24 protein-coding genes are annotated in these 26,545 nt (G+C 60.6%); 20 read left to right on the forward strand and 4 right to left on the reverse strand.

Going from position 1 to position 26,545, the window contains the following annotated elements; all coding sequences use genetic code 11:
- Positions 1-294: 294 nt before the first annotated feature.
- Both OPU96_RS10635 and OPU96_RS10640 read right to left on the reverse strand, forming a co-directional pair.
- A complete protein-coding gene (locus OPU96_RS10635; protein WP_305391818.1) occupies positions 295-1,515 on the reverse strand; it encodes a CaiB/BaiF CoA transferase family protein in 1,221 nt (406 codons plus the stop codon).
- Positions 1,516-1,527: 12 nt separating this feature from the next.
- Complete coding sequence (locus OPU96_RS10640; RefSeq protein WP_010207882.1) at positions 1,528-2,709, reverse strand: acyl-CoA dehydrogenase; 1,182 nt, start codon at positions 2,707-2,709, stop codon at positions 1,528-1,530.
- Between the two features lie 158 nt (positions 2,710-2,867).
- Here OPU96_RS10640 and OPU96_RS10645 point away from each other — a divergent pair, with 158 nt between their 5' ends.
- From OPU96_RS10645 to OPU96_RS10740, 20 genes are all read left to right on the forward strand, one after another.
- Positions 2,868-3,767: a LysR family transcriptional regulator gene (locus tag OPU96_RS10645; RefSeq protein ID WP_226454816.1), complete on the forward strand. Its 900-nt coding sequence runs from the start codon at positions 2,868-2,870 to the stop codon at positions 3,765-3,767.
- Between the two features lie 452 nt (positions 3,768-4,219).
- Positions 4,220-5,341, forward strand: a complete 1,122-nt coding sequence (locus OPU96_RS10650) for a Re/Si-specific NAD(P)(+) transhydrogenase subunit alpha (RefSeq protein ID WP_192298231.1) — start codon at positions 4,220-4,222, stop codon at positions 5,339-5,341.
- Positions 5,342-5,356: 15 nt separating this feature from the next.
- The gene (locus OPU96_RS10655) at positions 5,357-5,677 is read left to right on the forward strand and encodes an NAD(P) transhydrogenase subunit alpha part 2 (protein ID WP_003187417.1); all 321 of its coding nucleotides are present in this window, start codon (positions 5,357-5,359) and stop codon (positions 5,675-5,677) included.
- On the forward strand, positions 5,677-7,113 hold the full coding sequence (locus tag OPU96_RS10660) for an NAD(P)(+) transhydrogenase (Re/Si-specific) subunit beta (RefSeq protein WP_305391816.1): 1,437 nt from the start codon (positions 5,677-5,679) through the stop codon (positions 7,111-7,113). Before OPU96_RS10655 ends, OPU96_RS10660 begins: the two co-directional genes overlap by 1 nt.
- A 179-nt stretch (positions 7,114-7,292) precedes the next feature.
- Positions 7,293-8,786 (forward strand): succinyl-CoA:acetate CoA-transferase ScpC, encoded by a 1,494-nt coding sequence (gene scpC / locus OPU96_RS10665; protein WP_192298229.1) that lies wholly within the window; start codon positions 7,293-7,295, stop codon positions 8,784-8,786.
- A gap of 318 nt (positions 8,787-9,104) precedes the next feature.
- Positions 9,105-9,320, forward strand: a complete 216-nt coding sequence (locus OPU96_RS10670; RefSeq protein WP_003187413.1) for a DUF1127 domain-containing protein — start codon at positions 9,105-9,107, stop codon at positions 9,318-9,320.
- A 268-nt stretch (positions 9,321-9,588) separates the two neighbouring features.
- Positions 9,589-9,762 (forward strand): DUF1127 domain-containing protein, encoded by a 174-nt coding sequence (locus OPU96_RS10675; protein ID WP_498559065.1) that lies wholly within the window; start codon positions 9,589-9,591, stop codon positions 9,760-9,762.
- Between the two features lie 136 nt (positions 9,763-9,898).
- Positions 9,899-10,219 carry a DUF2388 domain-containing protein gene (locus OPU96_RS10680; protein WP_192298227.1) on the forward strand — a complete coding sequence of 107 codons (321 nt, stop codon included), beginning with the start codon at positions 9,899-9,901 and terminating at the stop codon, positions 10,217-10,219.
- Positions 10,220-10,299: 80 nt separating this feature from the next.
- On the forward strand, positions 10,300-10,605 hold the full coding sequence (locus tag OPU96_RS10685) for a DUF2388 domain-containing protein (protein WP_192298226.1): 306 nt from the start codon (positions 10,300-10,302) through the stop codon (positions 10,603-10,605).
- 26 nt (positions 10,606-10,631) lie between these two features.
- Positions 10,632-10,952, forward strand: a complete 321-nt coding sequence (locus tag OPU96_RS10690) for a DUF2388 domain-containing protein (RefSeq protein ID WP_192298225.1) — start codon at positions 10,632-10,634, stop codon at positions 10,950-10,952.
- Positions 10,949-12,910, forward strand: a complete 1,962-nt coding sequence (locus tag OPU96_RS10695; protein ID WP_192298224.1) for a DUF7844 domain-containing protein — start codon at positions 10,949-10,951, stop codon at positions 12,908-12,910. Before OPU96_RS10690 ends, OPU96_RS10695 begins: the two co-directional genes overlap by 4 nt.
- A gap of 378 nt (positions 12,911-13,288) precedes the next feature.
- On the forward strand, positions 13,289-14,596 hold the full coding sequence (locus OPU96_RS10700) for a CitMHS family transporter (protein WP_192298223.1): 1,308 nt from the start codon (positions 13,289-13,291) through the stop codon (positions 14,594-14,596).
- Between the two features lie 64 nt (positions 14,597-14,660).
- A complete protein-coding gene (locus OPU96_RS10705; protein ID WP_192298222.1) occupies positions 14,661-15,428 on the forward strand; it encodes a TerC family protein in 768 nt (255 codons plus the stop codon).
- 210 nt (positions 15,429-15,638) lie between these two features.
- Positions 15,639-17,297 (forward strand): Na/Pi cotransporter family protein, encoded by a 1,659-nt coding sequence (locus tag OPU96_RS10710; RefSeq protein WP_192298221.1) that lies wholly within the window; start codon positions 15,639-15,641, stop codon positions 17,295-17,297.
- Between the two features lie 57 nt (positions 17,298-17,354).
- Positions 17,355-18,737 carry a M16 family metallopeptidase gene (locus OPU96_RS10715; RefSeq protein ID WP_498559066.1) on the forward strand — a complete coding sequence of 461 codons (1,383 nt, stop codon included), beginning with the start codon at positions 17,355-17,357 and terminating at the stop codon, positions 18,735-18,737.
- A gap of 71 nt (positions 18,738-18,808) precedes the next feature.
- Positions 18,809-19,840 (forward strand): DUF5924 family protein, encoded by a 1,032-nt coding sequence (locus OPU96_RS10720; RefSeq protein WP_498559067.1) that lies wholly within the window; start codon positions 18,809-18,811, stop codon positions 19,838-19,840.
- Between the two features lie 54 nt (positions 19,841-19,894).
- On the forward strand, positions 19,895-21,043 hold the full coding sequence (locus OPU96_RS10725) for an ABC transporter permease (protein WP_192298218.1): 1,149 nt from the start codon (positions 19,895-19,897) through the stop codon (positions 21,041-21,043).
- Positions 21,040-21,843 carry an ABC transporter ATP-binding protein gene (locus OPU96_RS10730; RefSeq protein WP_370694875.1) on the forward strand — a complete coding sequence of 268 codons (804 nt, stop codon included), beginning with the start codon at positions 21,040-21,042 and terminating at the stop codon, positions 21,841-21,843. Before OPU96_RS10725 ends, OPU96_RS10730 begins: the two co-directional genes overlap by 4 nt.
- A 1-nt stretch (position 21,844) precedes the next feature.
- Complete coding sequence (locus tag OPU96_RS10735; protein WP_192298217.1) at positions 21,845-22,783, forward strand: MlaD family protein; 939 nt, start codon at positions 21,845-21,847, stop codon at positions 22,781-22,783.
- Positions 22,780-23,391: an ABC-type transport auxiliary lipoprotein family protein gene (locus tag OPU96_RS10740; protein WP_192298216.1), complete on the forward strand. Its 612-nt coding sequence runs from the start codon at positions 22,780-22,782 to the stop codon at positions 23,389-23,391. Before OPU96_RS10735 ends, OPU96_RS10740 begins: the two co-directional genes overlap by 4 nt.
- Positions 23,392-23,490: 99 nt before the next feature.
- On the opposite strand, the gene OPU96_RS10745 is transcribed toward OPU96_RS10740, so the two are convergent.
- Positions 23,491-24,720: a nucleoside recognition domain-containing protein gene (locus tag OPU96_RS10745; protein WP_226454809.1), complete on the reverse strand. Its 1,230-nt coding sequence runs from the start codon at positions 24,718-24,720 to the stop codon at positions 23,491-23,493.
- Between the two features lie 97 nt (positions 24,721-24,817).
- Entirely contained in the window at positions 24,818-26,149 is a 1,332-nt protein-coding gene (gene gltP, locus OPU96_RS10750) for a glutamate/aspartate:proton symporter GltP (RefSeq protein ID WP_226454808.1), read from the reverse strand.
- Positions 26,150-26,545 lie beyond the last annotated feature (396 nt).

A 26,545-nucleotide genomic window follows, 5' to 3' on the forward strand; every position in this document is an offset into this window, starting at 1 on the left:
CGCTTACGATCTCTCGTTAGCGGGAGGCGAATTCTACAGCGTTACACGCTGCTGTCAACACCTCTTTTTCAACTTCCTGAGCGCTTCGATGAACTGAAGCGACCTGCTGCCGAAAACTGCGTAACTCATTGTTTACCAAGGAGTTTTCCGTTTCGACTGCGCCGGAAGTGGGGCGAATTATAGACATCCAGAATCTGCCGTCAACCATTAATTTGGTTTTTCTATCAATTAACCGAAACTGATTAAAAAACCACCAAAACAGCCTCCTGATCCCTTCTATATAGAAGAAGCGACCTAGATAACCCCTGCAGCCCTCAGAGCAGCCACATTGGCGTCCTCCAATCCAAGCACCTCACGCAACACCTGAACCGTATGCTCGCCAAGCAGAGGAGGCGCGCTGCGATACTCCACGGGAGTCTTGGACAATCGGATAGGGCTAGCCACCTGAGGCACCATTCCCGCCAGTGCATGGGGCAACGCCATCGCCAACCCACGCGCCTTGACCTGGGGATCGGCAAACACCTGCGCCAGATCATTGATCGGCCCACATGGCACGCCAACCTGCTCCAACAGCGCCACCCATTCAGCCGTCGTCCTGAACACCGTCGCCTGCCGAATCAACGGAATCAACTGTGCACGGTTGGCCACCCGCATCTTGTTGGAAGAGAAGCGCGGATCATCCGCCCACTGCGGCTGCCCAGCGGCTTCAGCAAACTTTCGAAACTGCCCGTCATTACCCACTGTCAGGATAAAGTCGCCATCGGCAGTAGGAAAATCCTGATACGGCACGATATTCGGATGCGCATTGCCCAAACGCTTCGGCGACACCCCCGTCGTCAGGTAATTCATCGCCTGATTCGCCAGGCATGCCACCTGCACATCCAGCAGCGCCATATCGATATGCTGCCCGCCGCCGTCATGATCCCGATGGGCCAACGCCGCCAGGATCGCCACGGTGGAGTAGAGCCCCGTGAGAATGTCAGTCAACGCCACGCCAACCTTGACAGGCCCGGCCCCATCATCCCCCTCGGGCCGCCCGGTCAGACTCATGAGCCCGCCCAATCCCTGGATCATGAAGTCATAGCCCGCACGCGCCGCATAAGGCCCCGTCTGGCCAAAACCGGTGATCGAGCAATAGATCAACTCCGGATTGATCTCCTTGAGCGCCTCATAGTCCAACCCATACGCAGCCAGACCACCCACCTTGAAGTTCTCGATCAGAATGTCGGACTTGGCTGCGAGGTCACGCACCAGCTTCTGCCCCTCCGGTCGCGTGAAGTCGATCGTCACAGACTCCTTGTTACGATTGGCCGACAGGTAATACGCCGCTTCACTGGTGTTTTCGCCATAGGCATCCTTAAGGAAGGGCGGCCCCCACGCGCGAGTGTCATCCCCACTGCCTGGCCGTTCGACCTTGATGACCTCAGCCCCAAGGTCCGCAAGAATTTGCCCGGACCACGGCCCCGCCAGCACTCGCGACAGATCCAGTACCCGCAGATGCGAAAGCGCGCCCATACCGAACTCCTATTAATAGAACGCTTGAAGACCGGTTTGCGCACGCCCCAGGATCAACGCGTGCACGTCATGGGTGCCTTCATAGGTGTTGACCACTTCCAGGTTGACCAGATGACGCGCCACCCCGAACTCGTCGGAGATACCGTTACCGCCCAACATGTCCCGCGCCATGCGCGCGATGTCCAAGGACTTGCCACACGAATTGCGCTTCATGATCGACGTGATCTCCACCGCCGCCGTCCCTTCATCCTTCATCCGACCCAACCGCAGGCAGCCTTGCAGCGCCAGGGTGATCTCGGTCTGCATGTCGGCCAGCTTTTTCTGGATCAACTGGGTTGCCGCCAACGGTCGTCCAAACTGCTGACGATCCAGCGTGTATTGGCGTGCGGTGTGCCAGCAAAACTCAGCTGCACCCAACGCCCCCCAGGAGATGCCATAACGCGCCGAGTTAAGGCAGGTGAAAGGCCCCTTCAAACCCCGCACGTCCGGAAAGATGTTCTCTTCCGGCACAAACACGTTGTCCATGACAATTTCGCCAGTGATCGAGGCTCGCAGACCCACCTTGCCGTGAATCGCCGGAGCGCTCAGGCCTTTCCAGCCCTTCTCCAATACAAATCCACGAATGTCGCCTGCATCGTCCTTGCCCCACACCACAAACACATCCGCAATAGGGCTGTTGGTGATCCACATCTTCGCGCCCGTCAGGCTGTAGCCGCCTTCCACTTTGCGCGCACGAGTAATCATCGCGCCCGGGTCGGAACCATGATTCGGCTCGGTCAGACCGAAGCAGCCAATCCACTCACCAGAAGCCAGCTTAGGCAGATACTTCTGCTTCTGTGCTTCGGTACCGAACTCATTGATAGGCACCATCACCAGGGACGACTGAACGCTCATCATCGACCGATAGCCGGAGTCGACACGCTCCACCTCACGGGCGATCAATCCATAGCTGACGTAGTTCAAGCCACTGCCACCGTACTGCTCGGGAATCATCGCCCCCAGCAGGCCGGTTTCGCCCATCTCGCGAAAAATGGCCGGGTCGGTCTTCTCATGGCGAAAGGCTTCGAGCACACGCGGCGCCAGCTTGTCCTGGGCGAATTGCTCAGCGCTGTCACGCACCATGCGCTCTTCTTCGGTGAGCTGTTGATCCAGCAGCAGTGGATCGATCCAGTTGAAGCTTGCCTTGCCAGCCATGAATAAGTCCTCGCGAAGATAAATCAGAAGTCGTGGATGGAGCCTAGGCCGGACGAGCGAGGAGGGCAAACGAGGTTTCTGCATAGGCTTGTGCTAATTTCTCACTTCGAAACACTAAATAGCGCCGCCTATGCGTTTTATATGTGAGGACAAGGTACATGCGCAGAAAAATTCCCAGCACCACCGCCCTGGTCAGCTTTGAAGCGGCGGCCCGCCACGAGAGCTTTACCAAGGCTGCGCAAGAGCTCTCCATCACCCAGGGCGCCATCTGCCGACAAATCGCCGGCCTTGAGGAGTTTTTAAGTGTCGAGCTGTTTCGGCGCTCGCGTCGCGGGGTCAAGTTGACGGAAGCGGGCCTGTCCTACAGCCGTCGCGTTGCTACCCAGCTGGACGCGGTGGAGCGCGATACCTTGTCGGTCATGGGCCAGCAGGGCGCCAACGTGATCGAACTGGCCGTCGTCCCTACCTTCGGCACTCAGTGGCTGATACCCCGACTCAAGGACTTTCAGCGCCAACATCCGGAAGTCACGGTCAACCTCACCAACCGCACGCGTCCGTTCCTGTTTGCCGATACCGACTTCGATGCAGCGATCTACTTCGGTGATGCCGATTGGTCCGGTACAGAATCCCACCGATTGATGGGAGAAAACCCTGTCCCCGTGTGCAGCCCACGGCTGCTGGCCAGCCGTACACAATTTGCCCCGCAGGAGATCGCGGAACTGCCCTTGCTACAACAGACCACCCGGCCTTACGCCTGGCGCCAATGGTTCAACGCCCAGCAACTGAACGTGCCCCGCGACATGACAGGCCCCCGATACGAGCTATTCTCAATGCTGTCCCAGGCAGCCATGCATGACATGGGGATCGCGCTGATCCCGCCGTTCCTTATCCAGCGGGAGTTGGATGAACACCAACTCGTGATTGCAAGTCCCGAGGCACTGACCAGTTCAAAGGCCTATTACTTGATGATTCCCGACAGAAAAGTCGAATCGGCCTCGCTGCACGCTTTCAGAGACTGGCTGATTGATCAATCACACCGCTATAGCCCCAGTATTTAAAGGACACGAGGCAATTGCTGACTTTGTAGTCAGCAAAAATCAAATCCTACAGATGTACGTATATGTCGCATTTCAGCAGACTGTACCTGCTGACCAAAGATAAGGCCCAAAGCCATGATTTTCATGGCCTTCAGCGACTCTCACAAGCCAATGCCCGACTATTCACATCAGCGATGGCAAAAGACCCGATAAATGCCTGTAGCCCTTTAAACCTCTGTATTTGAAGAGGTTATTTCAAAGCATTGCGACAATCAGTCACAGGGTGACTTGTAGTTAATTTTTCGTCACCCGTCATAATCCCTTGAAGGCCGTAAAGTTCGCCTGCAAAATGCCGCGCCCCGCTGTCATTTCAGCGGGATCGTGCTGATCGGCCGCCCCAGATGCGCCACTCACGGTGCACTGGCCTTTTTACAAAAAGATCAAAAGCAAAAAGATCATGCAGGAGATTTGACGTGCACATTGGTGTTCCTCTCGAAACCCAGACCGGTGAAACGCGGGTGGCTGCCACCCCGGAAACCATCAAGAAGCTGATCGGCCAGGGCCATAAGGTCACTGTACAAAGCGGTGCCGGCATTAAAGCCAGCATCACTGACAGTGCCTATGAAACGGCAGGCGCAACCATTGGCAGCGCCAACGATGCGTTTGGCGCCGAGCTGATTCTCAAGGTGGTGGCCCCCAGCGACAGCGAACTTGCGCTGATCAAAAGCGGCACCGTGTTGGTGGGCATGCTCAACCCGTTCAGCAACGAAACCATCGCCAAGCTCGCCGAGCGGGGCATCACTGCCTTTGCCCTCGAAGCTGCACCGCGCACCTCGCGCGCCCAGAGTCTCGACGTGCTGTCCTCCCAGGCCAACATCGCCGGTTACAAAGCCGTGCTGCTCGCCGCTCATCACTATCCGCGCTTCATGCCGATGCTGATGACCGCCGCGGGCACCGTCAAAGCCGCTCGCGTGCTGATCCTGGGCGCCGGCGTGGCGGGCTTGCAGGCCATCGCCACGGCGAAACGCCTGGGTGCGGTGATCGAAGCGTCTGACGTACGCCCGGCCGTAAAAGAGCAGATCGAGTCCCTCGGCGCCAAGTTCGTCGATGTGCCCTACGAAACCGATGAAGAGCGCGAATGCGCCGTCGGCGTCGGCGGTTACGCGCGCCCAATGCCAACCAGCTGGATGCAGCGCCAGGCCCTGGCCGTGCACGAACGCGCCAAGCAGGCCGACATCGTGATCACCACCGCACTGATCCCCGGCCGTAAAGCGCCGACCCTGCTCAGCGCCGACACCGTCGCGCAGATGAAACCCGGCTCGGTGGTCATCGACCTCGCGGCCGCCCAGGGTGGCAACTGCCCGCTGACCGTCGCCGACCAAGTGGTAGTGGAGAACGGCGTGATCATCTGCGGCCCGACCAACCTCGCCGGCGCTGTCGCCGCCGACGCGTCAGCCTTGTATGCGCGTAACCTGCTGGACTTCCTGAAGCTGGTCTTCACCAAGGAAGGGCAGTTTGAAATCAACCTCGAAGACGACATCGTCGCCGCGTGCCTGATGTGCCGCGACGGCCAAGTCATCCGCAAAAACGCCTAAGCAGGGATTCAGACGATGGAAGAGCTTATCTCCCCCGGTATCTACAACCTGATCATCTTTGTGCTGGCGATTTATGTCGGTTACCACGTGGTCTGGAACGTCACCCCCGCGCTGCACACACCGTTGATGGCGGTGACCAACGCGATTTCCGCGATCGTGATCGTCGGCGCCATGCTGGCCGCCGCCCTCACCGTGACCCCGCTGGGCAAGACCATGGGCACCCTGGCCGTGGCCCTGGCAGCGGTCAACGTGTTCGGCGGCTTCCTGGTAACCCGCAGGATGCTTGAGATGTTCAAGAAGAAAGCCCCGAAAGTAAAAGAAGAGGCGCCTAAGTAATGAGCATGAATCTGGTAACGACGCTCTACTTGATCGCGTCGATCTGCTTCATCCAGGCCCTCAAAGGCCTGTCGCATCCGACCACGTCGCGTCGCGGCAACCTGTTCGGCATGCTCGGCATGGCGCTGGCGGTGCTTACTACCGTAGGCCTCATCTATAAGCTGGGCGCTGAACTCGCAACAGCCGGTATCGGTTACGTCATTGTTGGCCTGCTGATCGGCGGCACCGCCGGCTCGATCATGGCCAAGCGCGTAGAAATGACCAAGATGCCGGAGCTGGTGGCGTTCATGCACAGCATGATCGGCCTGGCAGCGGTGTTCATCGCGATTGCTGCGGTGGTCGAGCCGCAGTCCCTGGGTATCGTCAAACACCTGGGCGACGCCATCCCTGCGGGCAACCGCCTGGAGCTGTTCCTTGGTGCAGCCATTGGTGCGATTACCTTCTCCGGTTCGGTGATCGCGTTCGGCAAGCTGTCGGGCAAGTACAAGTTCCGCCTGTTCCAGGGCGCACCAGTACAGTTCGGCGGTCAGCACAAGATCAACCTGGTGCTTGGCCTCGCCACCCTGGGCCTGGGCCTGGCGTTCATGTTCACCGGCAACCTCACTGCCTTCGCACTGATGCTGGCCCTGGCGTTCGTGCTGGGTGTGCTGATCATCATCCCGATTGGCGGCGCCGACATGCCGGTGGTGGTGTCGATGCTCAACAGCTACTCCGGCTGGGCAGCAGCAGGTATCGGCTTCTCGCTGAACAACTCGATGCTGATCATCGCTGGCTCCCTGGTGGGCTCCAGCGGTGCGATCCTGTCGTACATCATGTGCAAGGCGATGAACCGTTCCTTCTTTAATGTACTGCTCGGCGGTTTCGGCAATGCGCCGGATGCGGGTGCCGCAGCCGGCGCCAAAGAAGCACGCCCGGTCAAATCCGGCTCGGCCGACGACGCGACCTTCCTGCTGACCAACGCCGACACCGTGATCATCGTTCCAGGCTACGGCCTGGCAGTGGCACGCGCGCAACACGCGCTCAAGGAACTGACCGAAAAACTGACCCACCGCGGCGTGACCGTGAAGTATGCGATCCACCCGGTGGCGGGCCGCATGCCCGGCCATATGAACGTGCTGCTGGCCGAGGCCGAAGTGCCTTACGACCAGGTGTTCGAGATGGAGGACATCAACTCCGAGTTCGGCCAGGCCGACGTGGTGCTGGTGCTGGGCGCGAACGACGTGGTCAACCCGGCCGCCAAGAACGACCCGAACTCGCCGATTGCCGGCATGCCGATCCTGGAAGCGTTCAAGGCCAAGACCATCATCGTCAACAAGCGCTCGATGGCCAGCGGCTATGCCGGCCTGGATAACGAGCTGTTCTATCTGGACAAGACCATGATGGTCTTCGGTGATGCCAAGAAGGTCATCGAAGATATGGTCAAAGCCGTCGAGTAACACTGCTACAGCGCAATACTCAAAACCCCGGCCTCTTGTAGGCTGGGGTTTTTTATTACTGCATGAAACCCGACCAAAGGCTCTAAAACGCTGCCCGGCATTCGACCATGGTAGCGGGCCGAATTTTTTTGAAATCACTAAACTGCGCACCTTGCTTCCGTAGCCTGAGATAAGAATCCATGTACCGTGATCGCATCCGCTTGCCTTCGTTGTTAGACAAGGTCATGAGCGCGGCCGACGCCGCCGCACTGATCGAAGACGGCATGACCGTCGGCATGAGCGGCTTCACCCGCGCCGGTGAAGCCAAGGCTGTGCCCCACGCCCTGGCCGAACGCGCCAAGTCGTCGCCGCTGAAAATCACCCTGATGACCGGCGCCAGCCTGGGCAATGACCTGGACAAGCAACTGACCGAAGCCGGTGTGTTGTCCCGCCGCATGCCATTCCAGGTCGACAGCACGCTGCGCAAGGCGATCAACGCGGGGGAGGTGATGTTCATCGATCAGCACCTGTCGGAAACCGTTGAACAACTGCGCAACAACCAGCTCAAGCTGCCGGACATCGCGGTAATCGAAGCCGTCGCGATCACCGAGCAAGGCCATATCGTGCCGACCACCTCCGTGGGCAACTCCGCCAGCTTCGCGATTTTCGCCAAGCAGGTGATCGTCGAGATCAACCTGGCGCACAACCCCAACCTGGAAGGGCTGCACGACATCTATATCCCAACGTATCGGCCGACCCGCACGCCGATCCCGTTGGTGAAAGTCGACGACCGCATCGGCAGCACCGCAATCCCGATCCCGCCGGAGAAAATCGTCGGCATCGTGATCACCAATCAGGCCGACTCCGCCTCCACCGTAACGCCGCCTGACAGCGACACACAGGGCATCGCCAATCACCTGATCAACTTCCTCAAGCAGGAAGTGGACGCCGGGCGCATGACCAACAAACTCGGCCCGCTGCAGGCCGGGATCGGCAACATCGCCAACGCGGTGATGTGCGGCTTGATCGACTCGCCGTTCGAAGACCTGACCATGTATTCGGAAGTGTTGCAGGACTCCACGTTCGACCTGATCGACGCCGGCAAGCTGAGCTTCGCCTCGGGCAGCTCGATCACCTTGTCCGAGCGGCGCAATGCCGATGTGTTCGGCAACCTGGAACACTACAAGGACAAGCTGGTATTGCGCCCGCAGGAGATTTCCAACCACCCTGAAGTGGTGCGGCGCCTGGGCATCATCGGCATCAATACCGCGCTGGAGTTCGACATCTACGGCAACGTCAACTCCACCCACGTCTGCGGCACGCGGATGATGAACGGCATTGGTGGCTCCGGCGATTTTGCGCGCAATGCGCACCTGGCGATCTTCGTCACCAAGTCGATTGCCAAGGGCGGTGCGATCTCCAGCGTGGTGCCGATGGTCAGCCATGTGGACCATACCGAACATGACGTCGACATCCTGGTGACCGAAGTGGGCCTGGCAGACTTGCGCGGCCTGGCGCCACGCGAACGTGCGCGGGTGATCATCGACAACTGCGTGCACCCGGCGTACCGCGACGCGCTGAACACTTACTTCGATGCCGCCTGCGCCATCGGCGGGCATACCCCGCACATCCTGCGTGAAGCACTGAGCTGGCACATCAACCTGGAAGAAACCGGGCACATGCTCAAGGCGTGATTGATACAGATGCGGGCTGATGCAAACACAGTTTCATCAGCCCGACTCAATCACCCGCACTTCTGTAAAAAACTGTACTGCTGTACTGGTCATTTCCCACCGAAAAATCCCACATCCCTCGTTGAAAATGCCTATTTCGCACTGTTTCAGTGCAGACAGGTACAGTTGCCCCATTTCCGTACAGTACAGCACCCATAAACAGTTAACTGGCCCCTCACAATACAGGTGAACTGTATCTAGAGAGTCTTGCGCCGGAGGAGGATCATTGGCATCAGTTAAACCACTACCTAATCCCGCCACAAGCGGAAGGATGTCATCATGGAACGTACACTCAGTTCCGAACTGTTCTTCGAAGAAAAAGCTGTAAACACCCAGGCCTCCCTGCCTTTGCGCGTTCTCGCCAACCTGATGCTGTGGCAGCGCCGCATCTCCAGCCGCCACCAACTGGCTCGTCTGGATTCGCGTCTGCTGGCTGACGCCGGTATCAGCGAAGCTCAACGCTACGAAGAGCTGAGCAAGCCGTTCTGGCGCTAATTTAGCGCTCGCTGGCCCTGACCTGCCGGGTCCACTGCCAGCAACCTGATTTGTCAAAACAAAGCCCGCCCCGGGAGACCGGAGGCGGGCTTTGTTGTTTCTGGGATTGGGCTTTCTGGCGGCAAAAACAGTAGCCATACACACGGACAGGTACAGTTGAAAAAATATAACAGATAAGCAGTACAATTTGACATCGGTGTATCTGTATCGGTCAAGACGACTCCCCCAACATGGTGTTCCAGGACCTCATGAAAGAAAGGCGCCCACCATGGATACCCAAACCCCCATCTACAAACGCTTGCTCTGCACCCTTGCCAAGTGGGCGCGCCAGGCCCACGAACGGCGCCAGTTGGCGCAACTCGATCCTCGTGAACTGTCGGATCTCGGCATCAGCCCCGCTGATCGAATGACCGAGCTGTCCAAGCCGTTCTGGCGTGACTAGTCGGTCAAGATGCTTTCCGAACGGATAAGCGGCGGCTTAATATCCAGCCACCGCGTGGCGAACTGTGTAGAACAGGCGTCTGATCCCCAATGGCCGCCCTGCGCCACGTTATCCGTTCATCTAAAGGAGTCACCCCATGTCCCGTCTTCGCCTGCTGAGTGCTGCCGCCCTGTTGGCCGTGGCTGCCAACGCCAACGCGACCAGCCTGATCGTGACCACTGACTCGATCGTTGGCGCGCTCAAGGCCACCTCCGACGCCACTTCCGATGCCACCTCGTCCCTGCGTGACAACAAAGTCGTGCGCGCCGCCCGTGACGACGCCGCCAGTTTTGTCGCCAGCGAAGGCGCCATCCGTGGCGTGAAGCTGGAAAGCGCCCTGGCCCAGATCCGCCAACAAGCGCCGCAACTGAACACCGCGACTGACGCCCAACTGGCCCAAGCCATCCTGGCCATCTGACGACACACCGCATGCCTCGGCGCTGGCTCTCGCCGGGGCATTACGCTAGCCTTGACGCTCGTTTTCAGTTGTCGAGTCCCATGGCTTTTTCATACCGCCTTTTAATTGTCCCTGTATTGTTTTCCTCCTGCTGGTCGCCCACGGCTTCGGCCTTTGACGTGACCACCCAGGGCACCGTCGCGAGCGCGTACGCCACCAGCAAGGTGACTTCCGCGCCCTTCGACCGCAAAATCGTGGCCGCCAGGGATGACGCTGCCGCGTTCATCGCCACTGACGGCCAATGGCGGGGAGCACGCCTGGAATCCGCACTGGATTACCTGCGCCGCACCCACCCAAAACTAAACGCCAGCGATCGTGAACTGGCGCAAGCAATTCTCGTCCAATAAACATCTTTGTATTTCGGAGTCACTCCATGCGTAGCCCGCTGATCGCCGCCACCCTAGGCCTACTGTTGTTGGCCGACGTTGCCCAGGCGCATACCTTGGTGGCCACCAGTAACATCATTGTGCGTGCCTCCGGTCGCACCATTGATTTCACCTCGGACACCACCACCTCCATCCGCGACTCCAAAATCGTGCGCGAAGCCCACGATGATGCAGCCAGTTTCGTCGCCAGCAACGGCGAGATTCGCGGCGCACAACTGGAAGCCGCCTTCGATACCCTGCGCACCCGCGTGCCAGAAGCCCGCGACGCCAGCGACCAGACCCTCGCCGAAGCTATCCTCGCGCTGTGAGGCGCCTCGCCGCCTGGCTCCTGGCCGGGACTGTGCTGCTCTGTGCCAGCGCAGCCCAGGCCAGCCTGCAACTGCGGCTCAAGACCGATGGCTTGAGCCCCGCGCAACAGCAGGCCAGCCAGGCATTGCTCGATGAAGCGCTGCGTTCACTGCCGCCGCGCTTCGTCGAACAGTTGGACCGGCAAATCGACGTCGGCTGGACCGACAAGATGCCCGAAAACGCCTACGGCCAGGCGTCGCTGGTGTCCGAACTGGACCTCAACAGCAACCTGCTCGACAGCCTGACCGACGGCAGCGCCGCCACCCAGAAGACCAATCGCCCCCATGGCACCGTGCGCCGGGAAATGCTCGCCACCGTGCTGCATGAACTGACCCACATCTATGACCGTGCACGCCTGTGGTCCAACGACGACCGCGCACTGATCAACCGCTGCAGCCGCCAGAACAAGCTCACCGGCCTGATCGGCCTGCCCGACCAATGCCGTGGCCAGAATGACCGCCGCTTCACCCTCAGCGACGACCCGCGCCTGCTGGACCTCGCCGGCTGGCCGCAATACGTCGGCCGTCGTGGCGAGCGCGAACAGCACAACCGCCAGGTCGCCCGCAGCCCGGACATCTACGAAACCACCAGCCCGCTGGAGTTCGTCGCGGTCAACATGGAGTACTTCCTGCTCGACCCGAGCTACGCCTGCCGTCGCCCCGCGCTGTTTCGTTATTACAAGGAGCACTTCGGCTGGGCGCCGCCGACACAGGACGCCTGCGCGAAGACCTACGCCTTTCTCAACGCCGGCAACGACTTCGCCAAGACCCCGCTGGGCCAGATCGACCCGGAACGCGTCTACGAGATCGACTACCTGCTCGCCGAAGCCAACCAGAACCTGGTCAGCCGTTGGGGCCACAGCATGTTGCGCCTGGTGATCTGTGCGCCTGGCCGCCCGCGCGGTCCGGATTGTCGGCTGGATCTGGATCAGCATCTGGTTTTGTCCTACCGCGCTTTCGTCGGTGACGTACAGCTGTCGAGTTGGGACGGCCTGGTCGGCAAATACCCGTCGCGGCTGTTCGTGCTGCCCCTGGCCCAAGTGATCGACGAGTACACCAAGACCGAACTGCGTGGCCTGGCGTCGGTGCCACTGAAACTCACACGCCAGGAAATCAACGATACCGTCGAGCATGCCGCCGAAATGCACTGGAGCTACGACGGCAGCTACTTCTTCATCTCCAACAACTGTGCGGTCGAAAGCCTGAAACTGTTACGCAGTGGCAGCGCCAACCCCCAACTGACCGGCCTGGACAACATCACCCCCAACGGTTTGCTCGAGGTGTTGAGCGCCCGCGGCCTGGCCGACACCAGCGTGCTCGACGACAAACGCAACGCCTTGCGCCTGGGCTACCACTTCGACTCGTTCCGCGAGCGCTACCAGGCAATGTTCGACGTGCTGCGCAAACACCTGCCGATCAAGCAGACCCAGGTCGAAGACTGGCTATCCCTCAGCGCCGCCGAACGCCGCCCGTGGTTCGACAGCGCCGACCTGCGCACCAGCGCCGCGCTCTTGCTGCTGGAACAAGCGAGCTATCGCAAGCAACTGATGCTCGCACAGGACGAAGTCAAACAACGCTACCTGGGTGCCCGCGAGCTGAAAAACGGCGGCATGGAAAAGGCCAACAACACCCTGCAACAGATCCTCGCCAACAGCGGCTTCCTCAGCCGCCCGGCGGAGCTGCTGGGCAGCACTGGCTACGGCCTGCCGCAACCGTCGGAAGCCAAGCGCCTGGAATCGGAAAGCGCCGAGCGCCAGAAACAGCTGCAATCCCTGACCGGCGACCTGGATAAAGAGGTGAGGGCACTGCTCGATCCGGCCCGGGCCGATGAGATTGCTGCGTGTGAGGCCAACCTCAAGCAGGTGGGTGAGCATCTGAGAGCCCTGCACAAAGCCGCTGGCGGCCTCGAACTACCCTAAGAACTCCAGCCAAACATACTCCAAATGTGGGAGCGGGCTTGCTCGCGAAAGCGCAGTGTCAGTCGATGCATCATCAACTGACGGACTGCATTCGCGAGCAAGCCCGCTCCCACATTTGGATCTGCATAAATCCCAAGATTGTGCCTCTTCCCTTCATCACCTGTTTTCCCGACGAAAGCTGGCTGAAAGCTTTCCCGTCTAGGATCGCCCCCACTGCCGGCAACAGACCGGCTGTTAACAACAACAATGGTGATTCCCGATGTCCGCCCGTACCCGCCTGTTCGCCCCGACTCCACCCGTACGCCTCGTGCCTTTCGTTCTGCGCTGAGCCCCACCCGGTTCGCCATTCCCTAGCCGCGCTACGCCTGGAGTATTCCTATGCTGACTTTCCTTGGCTTTGCCATGGTCATCACGTTCATGTTCCTGATCATGACCAAGCGCCTGTCCGCGCTGATCGCCCTGATCATCGTGCCGATCCTGTTCGCCCTGTTCGGCGGTTTCGCACCCGAGATCGGCCCGATGATGCTTGCGGGCATCACCAAGCTGGCGCCGACCGGCGTGATGCTGATGTTCGCGATTCTCTACTTTGCCCTGATGATCGACTCCGGCCTGTTCGACCCGGCGGTGCGCAAGATCCTCAAAATGGTCAAGGGCGACCCGCTCAAAGTCTCGGTCGGCACCGCCGTACTGGCCCTGGTCGTGTCCCTCGACGGTGACGGTGCCACCACCTACATGATCTGCGTGGCCGCCATGCTGCCGCTGTACCAGCGCATCGGCATGAGCCCGCGGATCATGGCCGGCCTGATCATCCTCGCCGGTGGCGTGATGAACATGACGCCTTGGGGCGGCCCGACCGCCCGTGCCGCCAGTGCACTGCATGTAGACCCGTCGGATATTTTCGTTCCCATGATCCCGGCGATGGCCGCCGGCGTGGTCGCGATCCTGGTGATTGCCTACATGTACGGCAAGCGCGAACGTGCCCGCCTGGGTGAACTGCACCTGCAAGGCGACGAAATCGACCACAGCGAGATCAGCGTGTCGCAATACCCGGACGCCCGCCGTCCGAAACTGATCTGGTTCAACGGCGCGCTGACCTTCGCCCTGATGTGCACCCTGATCGCGGGCCTGTTGCCGCTGCCGGTGCTGTTCATGGTGGCGTTCAGTATCGCGATGATCGTCAACTATCCGTGCCTGCAGCAGCAGAAAGACCGCGTCGCCGCTCATGCCGGTAGCGTTCTGGCAGTGGTCGGGCTGATCTTCGCAGCAGGCATCTTCACTGGCATCCTGTCGGGCACCGGCATGGTCGATGCCATGTCCAAGAGCTTGCTGGCAGTCATCCCTGACGCGCTGGGCCCTTACCTGGCGGTGATCACCGCGCTGGTGAGCATGCCATTCACCTTCTTCATGTCCAACGATGCGTTCTACTACGGCGTACTGCCAGTACTCGCCGAAGCCGCCAGCCACTACGGCATCACTGCCGTGGAAATGGCCCGCGCCTCGATCGTTGGCCAGCCGGTGCACTTGCTCAGCCCGTTGGTGCCATCGACTTACCTGCTGGTGGCCCTGGCCGGTATCGAGTTCGGCGATCACCAACGCTTCACCCTCAAGTGGGCAGTGCTGGTATGCCTGTGCATAATGTTCGCCGCATTGCTGATGGGGATTTTTCCGCTGTTCAGCACTCTATAATCGTTCAACCCAACTGCGCCGGCCCTAAGCCGGCGCGGTCTAACACACGCGCAAAGGAATACACATGGAATGGCTGACCAATCCGGAAATCTGGATTGCCTTCTTCACCCTGACGGCTCTCGAGATCGTCCTGGGCATCGATAACATCATCATGATTTCGATCTTGGTCAGCCGCATGCCCAAGCACATGCAGGCGCGCACCCGGATTTTCGGCCTGGCCCTGGCTATGGTCACCCGGATCCTGTTGCTGCTTTCGATCACCTGGGTCATGCGACTGACCGCCGATCTATTTGTGGTCTTCGGCCAAGGCATTTCCGGTCGCGACCTGATCCTGTTCTTCGGTGGCCTGTTCCTGCTGTGGAAAAGCTCCCAGGAGATGTACCACGCGCTGGAAGGCGAAGACGAAACCCACGACGAGCCGAAGGGCGCCGGTGGCAAGTTCATCTACACCATCATCCAGATCGCCATCATCGACATCGTGTTCTCCCTGGACTCGGTGATCACTGCGGTCGGCATGGTCTCCCATGTACCGGTCATGGTCGCTGCGATCGTCGTTGCGGTACTGGTGATGATGCTGGCCGCCGGCACCATTAGCGACTTCATCGACAAGCACCCGTCGCTGAAAATGCTCGCGCTGTCGTTCCTGCTGGTAGTGGGTACGGTACTGATCGCCGAAGCCTTCGATGTGCATGTGCCAAAAGGCTACGTCTACTTCGCCATGGCGTTCTCGCTGGCAGTGGAAGCGGTGAACATCAAGATGCGCACCGCCATCGCGAAAAAGAAGAAACAGCAGGACCCAGTGAAACTGCGCAAAGACATTCCGGGTCAATAAACCCGAGCCAGTCAAAAAAGGGGCTTTATGAGCCCCTTTTTTTGTCTGCAAAAAGCTGATTTCATGACAGTTTTGTTTCAATCACCATTTCAGCTATGCGATGCTGGCGCGCACGCCATTAGCCAACTACAGCTTAACTACAAGACGTAGAGCGGCACGCGGCAACTTTCCTACGCTTCTCTTGAAGCGCACCTACACGGGGGGCCGAGCATGCTGACCTTGCTCAATCTGCTTTCCGCCGTGACCCTGCTGATCTGGGGCACGCATATCGTCCGAACCGGCATCCTGCGGGTTTACGGTTCCAACCTGCGCCAAGTCATCGGGCAGAACATGTCCAAGCGCTGGCTGGCGTTTGTCGCCGGTATCCTGGTGACCGCCATGGTGCAGAGCAGCAACGCCACGGCAATGCTGGTGACCTCATTCGTCGGCCAAGGGTTGATGGGGCTGATGCCCGCCCTGGCCACCATGCTTGGCGCCGATGTCGGAACGGCGCTGATGGCGCGGGTGCTGACCTTTGACTTGTCCTGGCTCTCGCCGCTGCTGATTTTTCTTGGAGTGATTTTCTTCCTGTCGCGCAAACAGACGCGGGCAGGGCAGTTGGGTCGCGTTGGCATCGGCCTGGGCCTGATCGTGTTGGCGCTGCAATTGATCGTCGAAGCCGCCGGTCCGATTACCCACGCCCAGGGCGTCAAAGTCATCTTCGCCTCGCTGACCGGCGACATCCTGCTGGATGCCTTGGTCGGCGCCTTGTTCGCGATGATTTCCTACTCCAGCCTGGCCGCCGTCCTACTCACCGCGACCCTGGCCGGCGCCGGCGTGATCAGCCTGCACGTGGCCATCGGCCTGGTGATCGGCGCCAACATCGGCAGCGGCGTACTGGCCTTCCTCGGTACCAGCATGCAAAACGCCGCCGGGCGCCAGGTGGCGCTGGGCAGCCTGCTGTACAAATTGATCGGCCTGCTGCTGATCATCCCGGTACTCGACCCTCTCGTACGCTGGATGGATGGCCTGGACTACGGCGTCCAAGGCATGGTCATCACCTTCCACCTGCTCTACAACGTCAGCCGCTGCCTGATCCTGCTGCCGACCATCGGCCCGATGGCACGCCTGTGCGCCTGGTTGCTGCCCGAACGGGAAGAGCTCAACGGCAAGGCCAAGCCGCGCCACCTCGACCTTGCCGCCCTGGCCACGCCAAGCCTGGCCCTGGCCAACGCCGCCCGCGAGACCCTGCGCCTGGGCGACCTGATCGACAACATGCTGACCTCAATGCAGGAAGTACTGCGCGGCAAACAAACCGCTATCACCCAGGAGATGCGTAGCCTCAGCGATGACGTCGAAGCGCTGTACAGCGCGATCAAACTCTACCTGGCGCAAATGCCCCGCGAAGACCTCAGCGAGCAGGACAGCCGGCGCTGGGCCGAGATCATCGAGTTGTCGATCAACCTCAAGCTGGCGGGCGACCTGATCGAACGCATGCTGCGCAAAGTCCAGCAGCAGAAGACCTCCCAGCGTCGCCAGTTCTCCGAAGTCGGCCTGGAAGAACTGTCCGACCTGCACAGCCAACTGATCGCCAACCTGCGCCTGGGCCTGTCGGTGTTCCTCAGTGCCGATCCGGAAAGTGCTCGCCAATTGCTGCGCGAGAAACGCCGCTTTCGCGCCCAGGAACGGCGCCTGGCCCACGCCCATGTCAGCCGTTTGCAGCGCAAGATCGTACAGAGCCTGGAGACCAGTTCCCTGCACCTGGAGCTGATTGCCGACATGAAACGCCTCAACTCGTTGTTTTGCAGCAGCGCCTATGTCGTGTTGGAAACGTCCGAGACCGGCGCGCTCTCTGCCGAAGATATTGCCGACATCACACATTCGCCCTGAACGTACGATGGCCCGCGAAGTCAGTTAAAACTGACCTCACTCGCCAGGAAGCTTGTTATGCGTCGCCTGTTATTTATCTGCCTGCTCATGGGCTCTGCCCACGCCTACGCCTTTGACCGCCTGCAAGTGGAGGGCTACACCTTGCCCAACGGCCTGCAGTTGCTGCTCAAGCCGGGCACCGAGCGTGGGCATGTGGCGATCCGCCTGGTGGTCGGTGTGGGCCTGGATGACTTCCCCTGCGAGGAAAAGGAACTGCCGCACCTGCTCGAACACTTGCTGTTCAGCGGCATCGACGGCGGCGGCGAAGGCGACCTGGAAGACCGCATGCAAGCCCTCGGCGGCGAGTGGAACGCCTACACCAGCAACGCCGATACCACCTTCGTGATCGAAGCCCCGGCGCAAAACCAGCGCAAGGTCCTCGACCTGCTGCTGGCGATCATCACCCGCACCGAACTGACCGAGGCCAATATCAATGCGGCCAAGCAAGTGGTGGAACGCGAAGACGGCGGCCATTACTCGCACCTGCAACGTCTGCTCGACCGCCAGGACCTCGGCCATACCGCCAGCAACCAACTGGCCGTCGAACTGGGGCTCAAATGCGCGGAACGCGCCGAAGTCGGCCAGCTGACCCGCGATCAGTTGGAAACACTGCGTAAACACTGGTACGCACCCAACAACATGACCCTGATCATCGTCGGCGACCTCGACAAACTCCTACCCGCCTACCTGGAACGCACCTACGGCCAACTCGACCCGGTCGACCCCAGCGAACACCCCGAGCTGCCGCAGATCCAGCACGCCGCCGCCAACCACCGCGAACTGATCCACGGCTGGGTCGGCAACAGCGCCAAGCTGCACTGGCTGTTCCCCGAGCCGGTACTGGACCAGCAGCACGACGATACCTACGACCTGCTCAAGGACTATCTCGACTGGGCGCTGTACCGCCAGCTGCGCCTCAAACACACCTTGTCCTACGGCCCCTGGAGCGAACGCGAAGTGCTCGGCGGCGTCGGTTTCCTCAGCCTGAATGCCGACCTGGAGCGGGAAAACCTCCCCCAAGCCGAACAGGTGCTGAAAAACCTGCAGGCACAACTGCTAAAGGATGGCCTCGACCCCGCCGTATTCGCCCGCGTGCAACACGCCGCCATTGCCCGACAGGCCTGGGCCGTGCAGGGCAACAGCGCCCTGGCCGATTACTACTGGAGCGCGGCGGGCGACTATAACAACGGCCACTTCAGCGACCCGGTCAAACGCATCAAGGCCGTGAGCCTGGACCAGGCCAACGGCGCCATGCGCCAAGTGTTCAAACAGCCGGGCTACTGGCGCATCGAAAAACCGCTGCTGAGCTACAACATGCTGAACTGGATCGGCGCCGGGTTGCTCGGGCTGATTGCCATTGTATTGATCAGCGTGCGGGTTTATCGCAAACGGATCGCGTAATCGGGCACCGGACCCAGGACTAAGACGTTATTCTGTCTGGGATTTTTCCTACAAAGACTGCGAACCGCCGAATGCAAAACCTGACCCGCTTGATCACCCGCATCCTCGAACTGATGAAGCGCTACCCAGGGGTGATTGCACTCGGCGGCTTTATCTCGGGTGTGTGCAGCTTCATTCTGGTGGATCGCCAGCAGGGCATGGCCAGTTGGATCGCGGTGATCATGCTGGTGAGCTGGTTGTGGCTGATGCTGGAGAACAGCTTTACCCAGCTGTTCACCAAGGTCTTCAAGCGGGAAATCCCCGAGCCGCTGCTGCGCTACGCGACCCAGATGATCCACCAGGAAAGCCTGTTCTTCGTATTGCCATTCTTTTTCGTCACCACTGCCTGGAACAGCGGCCAATCGGTGTTCACCGGCCTGCTCGGCGCGGCAGCGCTGGTGTCGATCGTCGACCCGCTGTACTACAAGTGGCTGGCACCCAAGCGCTCGTTGTTCCTCGCGCTGCACACCCTGACCCTGTTTGCCGCGCTGCTCACCGCGTTGCCGATCATCCTGCACCTGACCACCGCCGAAAGTTACAAGCTCGCCCTGGGCGTCGCCATGGCGTTGTCGATCCCAAGCCTGGCGGTGAGCCTGCCGCTGCGCAGCCTCAAGGGCTGGGGGATGCTTCTGGGGGTCACTGCCACGATTGGTTGCGCGGGCTGGTTCCTACGCAGTTGGGTACCGCCGGCCACCCTGTGGATGACAGAAGTGGCCATCAGCACCCAACTGCAAGACCGCACGCCCGGCGATGACCTCAAGCAAGTCAGCCTCGCCCAACTGCGCAGCGACGGGCTCTACGCCTACACCGCGATCAACGCCCCGCGTGGCCTGGACGAGCGGATCTACCACGTGTGGAAATTCAATGGCAAAGAGGTCGACCGCATCGCCCTGGACATCCACGGCGGCCGCAAGGAAGGCTATCGCGCCTGGACCCACAAGCAGAATTTCCCCGGCGATGCCGTCGGCCGCTGGCAGGTGCAAGTGCTGACCGAAGACGGCCAAGTGATCGGCGTACTGCGGTTCAAAGTCGTCGACGCAGCACAAACGGACAACCCAAAGTAGGTAGGTTCGTGCTATTACGTAGGAATTGTGGATAGCCAAACAAGCTCGGAGCTTATGACCAGTAGTACCACGGCCGGCGCAGCCCATCTCGATACCTCCTCCACTCCGCCGTTACTCAAGATTACGGGGGACTGGACGCTTGCCCACTACGCAAACCTGAAAAAGCTGTCGGACAAGCTCGACGGCCAATACGACGCCGGCGCACGCATCGACCTTAACGGCCTCGGCGCCCTGGACACCGCCGGTGCGTCGTTGCTGGTGGAACTGCTGGGCCCCACCCGTATCGAGCAATCCGCCGAACAGACCGATTGCAGCCTGTCTGCCGCCGACCGCGCACTGCTCAAGACCGTCTACCGCTCCCTCAATGACTTCTGCGTACCCGATAAAGCCCCAGAAGAAGCCACCGGCATCCAGGTGCTGGCACGCATTGGCCGGGCGGTGGACAAGGTCTGGATCGACAGCAAGCAATTGCTCGGCTTTATCGGCCTGATCCTGGAGACCTTGGCCCGCGGCATTTTCCGGCCCAAGCGCTGGCGCATCACGCCGATGGTCGCGCATATCGAACAGACCGGCCTGGATGCCGCGCCCATCGTCGCCTTGCTCACCTTCCTGGTCGGCGCCGTGGTGGCGTTCCTCGGTGCGACGGTGCTCAAAAGCTTTGGCGCAACGATATTCACCGTGGACCTGGTGGCGTTTTCTTTCCTACGGGAATTCGGCGTATTGCTGACTGCAATCCTGATCGCCGGCCGCACCGCCAGTGCCTTTACCGCACAAATCGGCTCGATGAAGGCCAACGAAGAAATCGACGCGATCCGCACCCTCGGCCTGGACCCCATGGAGTTGCTGGTGCTGCCACGCGTGCTGGCACTGCTGGTGTCGCTGCCGATGCTGACGTTTCTGGCGATGCTGTCAGGGATAGTCGGCGGCGGCGTGGTGTGTGCCGTGGCGCTGGATATTTCCCCGGCGATGTTTCTCTCGCTGCTCAAATCCGACATTGGCGTACAGCATTTCCTGGTGGGCATGGTGAAAGCGCCGATCTTCGCGTTCCTGATCGCAGCCATCGGCTGCCTGGAAGGCTTCAAGGTCAGCGGCAGTGCCGAGTCGGTCGGCGCCCACACCACCTCCAGCGTGGTGCAATCGATCTTTGTGGTGATTGTGCTGGATGCGGTCGCCGCGCTGTTCTTCATGGAGATGAGCTGGTGAGTCGCCTGCACCGAGCGCCCAGTGAGGCGGTGATTGAAGTGCGCGGGCTGTGCAATCGCTTTGGCAGCCAGAGCGTGCACGAGAACCTCGACCTGGATTTGTACAAGGGCGAGATCCTCGCGGTGGTTGGCGGTTCCGGCAGCGGCAAGTCGGTGCTGTTGCGCAGCATCGTCGGCTTGCGGCGGCCCAGTGAAGGCGAAGTGCGGGTGTTCGGCAAGAACCTGCCGAGCCTGGCGGAGCATGAACGTTCGTTGGTGGAACGGCGCTTCGGCGTGCTGTTCCAGAAGGGCGCGCTGTTTTCCTCGTTGACCGTCACCGAGAACGTCGCCCTGCCGTTGATCGAACACGCCGGCCTCAGCCGCCGTGACGCCGAGCACTTGGCAGCGGTCAAGCTCGCACTGGCCGGGCTGCCCCTGTCAGCGGCCGACAAATACCCGGCGTCGCTGTCCGGCGGCATGATCAAGCGCGCCGCCCTGGCACGTGCGTTGGCCCTGGACCCGGACATCCTGTTCCTTGACGAACCCACCGCCGGCCTCGACCCGATTGGCGCGGCACAATTCGACCAACTGATCCTGACCCTGCGCGATGCGCTGGGCCTGAGTGTGTTCCTGGTCACCCACGACCTGGACACGCTGTACACCATCACCGACCGCGTGGCGGTGTTGGCGCAAAAGAAAGTGCTGGTGGCGGATGCCATCGATGTCGTCTCGGAAACCGATGACGCCTGGATTCACGAATATTTCCACGGCCCCCGGGGCCGTGCGGCATTGGATGCCGCTCAACCGCTCAACGAGGTATGACATGGAAACCCGCGCCCATCATGTGATGATCGGTCTGTTCAGCGTGATCGTAGTGGTCGGCGCGATGCTGTTTGGCCTGTGGCTGGCCAAGTCCAGCATCGACAGCGCCTTCCAGGATTACGAAGTGGTGTTCAACGAGGCCGTCAGCGGCCTGTCCCAAGGCAGTTCGGTGCAGTACAGCGGGATCAAGGTCGGCGACGTGATCAGCCTGCGCCTGGACCCCAAGGACCCACGCCGCGTCCTCGCGCGCATCCGCCTGGCCGGGCAGACGCCGATCAAGGAAGACACCCAGGCCAAACTGGCACTGACCGGCATCACCGGCACCTCGATCATCCAGCTCAGCGGCGGCACGCCACAAAGCCCGGTGCTCAAGGGCAAGAACGGCAACCTGCCGGAAATCATCGCCTCTCCATCGCCGATCGCGCGCTTGCTCAACAACAGCAACGACCTGATGAGCAGCATCAACCTGCTGCTACATAACGCCAATGCGCTGTTCTCCCGGGAGAACGTCGAGCGCCTGACCACTACCCTGGACAACTTGCAGCAAACCACCGGCGCCATCGCCGACCAGCGCGGCGACATCAAAGTGGTGATGCAGCAACTGATGCAGGTGAGCAAGCAAGCCAGCGGCGCCCTGGAACAAACCACGGTGTTGATGCGCAACGCCAACGGCCTACTCAACGATCAAGGTAAGCAGGCGTTCAGCAGTGCCGAGCAGGCGATGAAATCCCTGGAAAAAAGCACCGCCACCATCAACACCTTGCTGACCGACAACAAGGACTCGGTGAACAGCGGCATGCAGGGCCTCAACGAACTGGCGCCGGCCGTGCGCGAACTGCGCGAAACCCTCGGCTCGCTGCGCGCCATCTCCCGCCGCCTGGAAGCCAACCCCAGTGGCTACCTGCTGGGCAGCGACAAGAACAAGGAGTTCACGCCATGAAGCGTGCTTATCAACTGATCGCCCCTGTAGCCCTGGCCCTGGTGAGCGCGTGCTCGATCCTGCCCAAGCCTGACCCATCGGACGTGTACCGCCTGGCGGCAGCCCCAGCGGCGACCCAAGGCACGCCAGTGGCCTGGTCATTGCGCGTGACCAAGCCCCAGACCAGCGAATTTCTCGACAGCCCACGTATTGCCGTGGTGCCCAATGGCGACCTGATCAGCAGCTATGCCAATTCGCGCTGGAGCGATCCGTCGCCGGTGCTGCTGCGCAATCGCCTGCTGGACGGGTTCCAGCGCGATGGGCGGGTAACGTTGCTGAGTACCGACGAGACCAATCTGCAAGCCGACTACGAGCTGGGCGGGCAATTGCAGGCGTTCCAGAGTGAATACCGCGGCAATGCCGTGGAGGTGGTGATCCGCCTCGACGCACGATTGGTGCGCGGCAGTGATCAGCGGATTATTGCCAGCCGGCGGTTTGAAGTGAGGCAGCCGGTGAATGACACCAAAGTGCCGGCGGTGGTGGCCGGGTTTGGGCTGGCGGGTGATCAGTTGAACAAGCAGGTGGTGGAATGGGTGGTGCAGCAGGGCAATACAGCGCCGAAACGCTGAGGGCCTCTTCGCGGGCAAGCCCGCTCCCACATTTTTGATTTGTGAATACAGTCAAATATGGGAGCTGGCTTGCCTGCGATCGCGATCTCAGCCTCAGCCTCAGCCAAAGAACCAGTAGCACACCGCGATAGCCGCAACGACACCCGCTAACTCAGCCAGCAACGCACAGCCCACGGCGTGCCGCGCCCGCTGAATCCCCACCGAGCCAAAGTACACCGCCAACACGTAGAAGGTGGTCTCGGTACTGCCCTGGATCGTCGCCGCGACCAGCGCCGGGAAACTGTCCACGCCCTGGGTCTGCATGGTCTCGATCAGCATCGCCCGTGCAGCACTGCCGGAGAACGGCTTGACCATCGCGGTCGGCAAGGCATCCACGAAGCGCGTGTCCATGCCGGTCCAGGCCACCAGGTGGCGAATCCCTTCCAGGCCGAACTCCAGCGCCCCCGAGGCGCGCAACACACCGACCGCACACAACATCGCCACCAGGTACGGCAGCAGGTTCTTGGCCACGTCGAAACCTTCTTTGGCGCCTTCGACAAACGCTTCGTACACCTTGACCTTACGCAGCGCACCGATGATCAGGAACAGCATGATCAAGCCAAACAAGGTGAGGTTGCCAAGGATCGACGACAGGCTGGCCAGCGCAGTAGCGGACAGGGTCGCCAGCAACGCCATGAAGCCACCCAGCACCAACGCGCCGGGAATCAGGTAGGCCAGCACCACAGGGTCCCACAGGCGCAGGCGCTGCATGATCGCCACCGACAGCAGGCCGACCAGGGTCGAGGCGCTGGTGGCCAGCAGGATCGGCAGGAACACCAGCGTCGGATCAGCGGCGCCTTGCTGGGCGCGGTACATGAAGATGGTCACCGGCAACAGCGTCAGCGAGGACGCATTGAGCACCAGGAACAGGATCTGCGCGTTGCTTGCAGTGCTGGGGATGGGGTTGAGCTCTTGCAGCGCCTTCATGGCCTTGAGGCCGATGGGCGTGGCGGCGTTGTCCAGGCCCAGGCCGTTGGCGGCGAAGTTGAGGGTGATCAAGCCGATGGCGGGGTGGCCGGCGGGCACTTCCGGCATCAAGCGACGGAACAGCGGGCCAAGGGCCTTGGCCAGCCAATCGACGATCCCGGCTTTTTCCGCGATACGCAGGAAGCCCAGCCACAAGGTCAGGGTGCCGAACAGCAGCACCATGACTTCCACCGACAGTTTGGCCATGGCGAAAATGCTTTCGACCATTGCCGAAAATATCCCGGCGTTGCCGCCCACCAGCCACTGCACCAGCGCTGACACCATTGCCACGACAAAGAAGCCAAGCCACAGGCCATTGAGCATCAGTTAAATCCCCCGAATGATGGGCCGAATGATAACGGGGCTGGCAGAAACGACAAACCCCGGATTTCCCGGGGTTTGTCTCACAGCGCTCGCGCTATCAGCTGCGAGTCGCCTGGGCAGCCGGAGCCGCGTCCTTGCTGCGCCAGTGCGGCAGGGAATTCCAGTAGCGCTCGCCTTTGGCGTCGTCGTACATGCCTTCCCAACGCGCGATGACCAACACGGCCAGGGCGTTGCCGATCACGTTCAGGGCGGTACGCGCCATGTCCATGATGCGGTCGACACCGGCGATGAACGCCAGGCCTTCCAGCGGGATACCCACGCTGCCCAAGGTCGCCAGCAGCACCACGAAGGACACGCCCGGCACACCGGCGATGCCTTTGGAGGTGACCATCAGGGTCAGTACCAGCATCAGTTGCTGGCCGACCGACAGGTCGATGCCATACAGCTGGGCGATAAAGATCGCCGCGATGCTCTGGTACAGGGTCGAACCGTCGAGGTTGAACGAGTAGCCGGTCGGCACCACGAAGCTGCAGATCGCTTTTGGCGCGCCGTAGGCTTCCATCTTCTCGATCACACGCGGCAGTACCGTCTCGGAGCTGGCGGTGGAGTAGGCCAGCACCAGCTCATCCTTGAAGATGCGCATCAGCTTGATCACCGAGAAGCCGAACAGGCGGGCGATCAGGCCGAGGATTACAAAGGCGAAGAACAGGATGGCGACGTAAACCAGGATCACCAGCTTGGCCAGCGGCAGCAGCGAGGCGAAGCCGAAGTTGGCGACAGTCACCGCGATCAGTGCGAATACGCCGATAGGCGCGTACTTCATGATCATGTGGGTGACTTTGAACATGCTCTCGGACACGCCCTGGAACATGGTCACCAGCGGCTCGCGCAGTTCAGGCTTGAGGCTCGACAGGCCCAGGCCGAACAGCACCGAGAAGAAGATGATCGGCAGCATTTCGCCACGGGCGACGGCGGCGAAGATGTTCGACGGGATCAGATTGAGGATGGTCTGGATGAACGCATGCTCGTGCTGCACTTCGGCAGCCGTGGCCTGGTATTTGGAAATATCGACCGTACCCAGGGTACTCATGTCGATGCCGGCACCCGGATGGAACACGTTGGCCAGCAGCAGCCCGACCACGATGGCGATGGTCGTGACAATTTCGAAGTAAAGGATGGTTTTGACGCCGATACGCCCGAGCTTCTTCGCGTCACCGACACCGGCAATGCCGACGATCAGCGAGGAAATCACAATCGGGATCACGATCATCTTGATCAGGCGAATAAAGATATCGCCCGCTGGCTGCAACACATTGCTGATCCACCAGGCCTTTTCAGCACTGAAATGGTTGAGCACTGCACCGATCGCGATCCCCAATACCAAACCGATGAGGATCTGCCAGGCGAGGCTTAGCTTTGCCTTCTTCATGTCATTACCCTTACTTCAAGTGAACTCAAGGCAAATGCGCCAGCCGCAACGCTCGAAAGCGAAAAAGTGTGAGCATCTGCCTCCATGAAAGGTCACCGCAGCGTGGCCGAAATGGCTTACTGGCAGGCGAAAAAAGGCGCAACTATTCCGATGCAAGGGAGCGGCGTCTAATGCCGTAAACGCCTACCCTATGCCGAATCGGCATGGCTTTTTTTCATAATAACTGTCCGAACGGTCAGTTCAAATGCGACAAATTGCCCGTTGAATATGCCGTGAACCTGCCAAACCCGGCTCGCTCAGAGATTCAGGACAACTTGGAAGGGATGGCAGAAATACCTGGGATTACGCGGGTGCCATGTCAGAAATGACCTATGGCACCAAGCAAATTTTATCGAT

Source organism: Pseudomonas sp. RP-B7, from assembly GCF_059803535.1.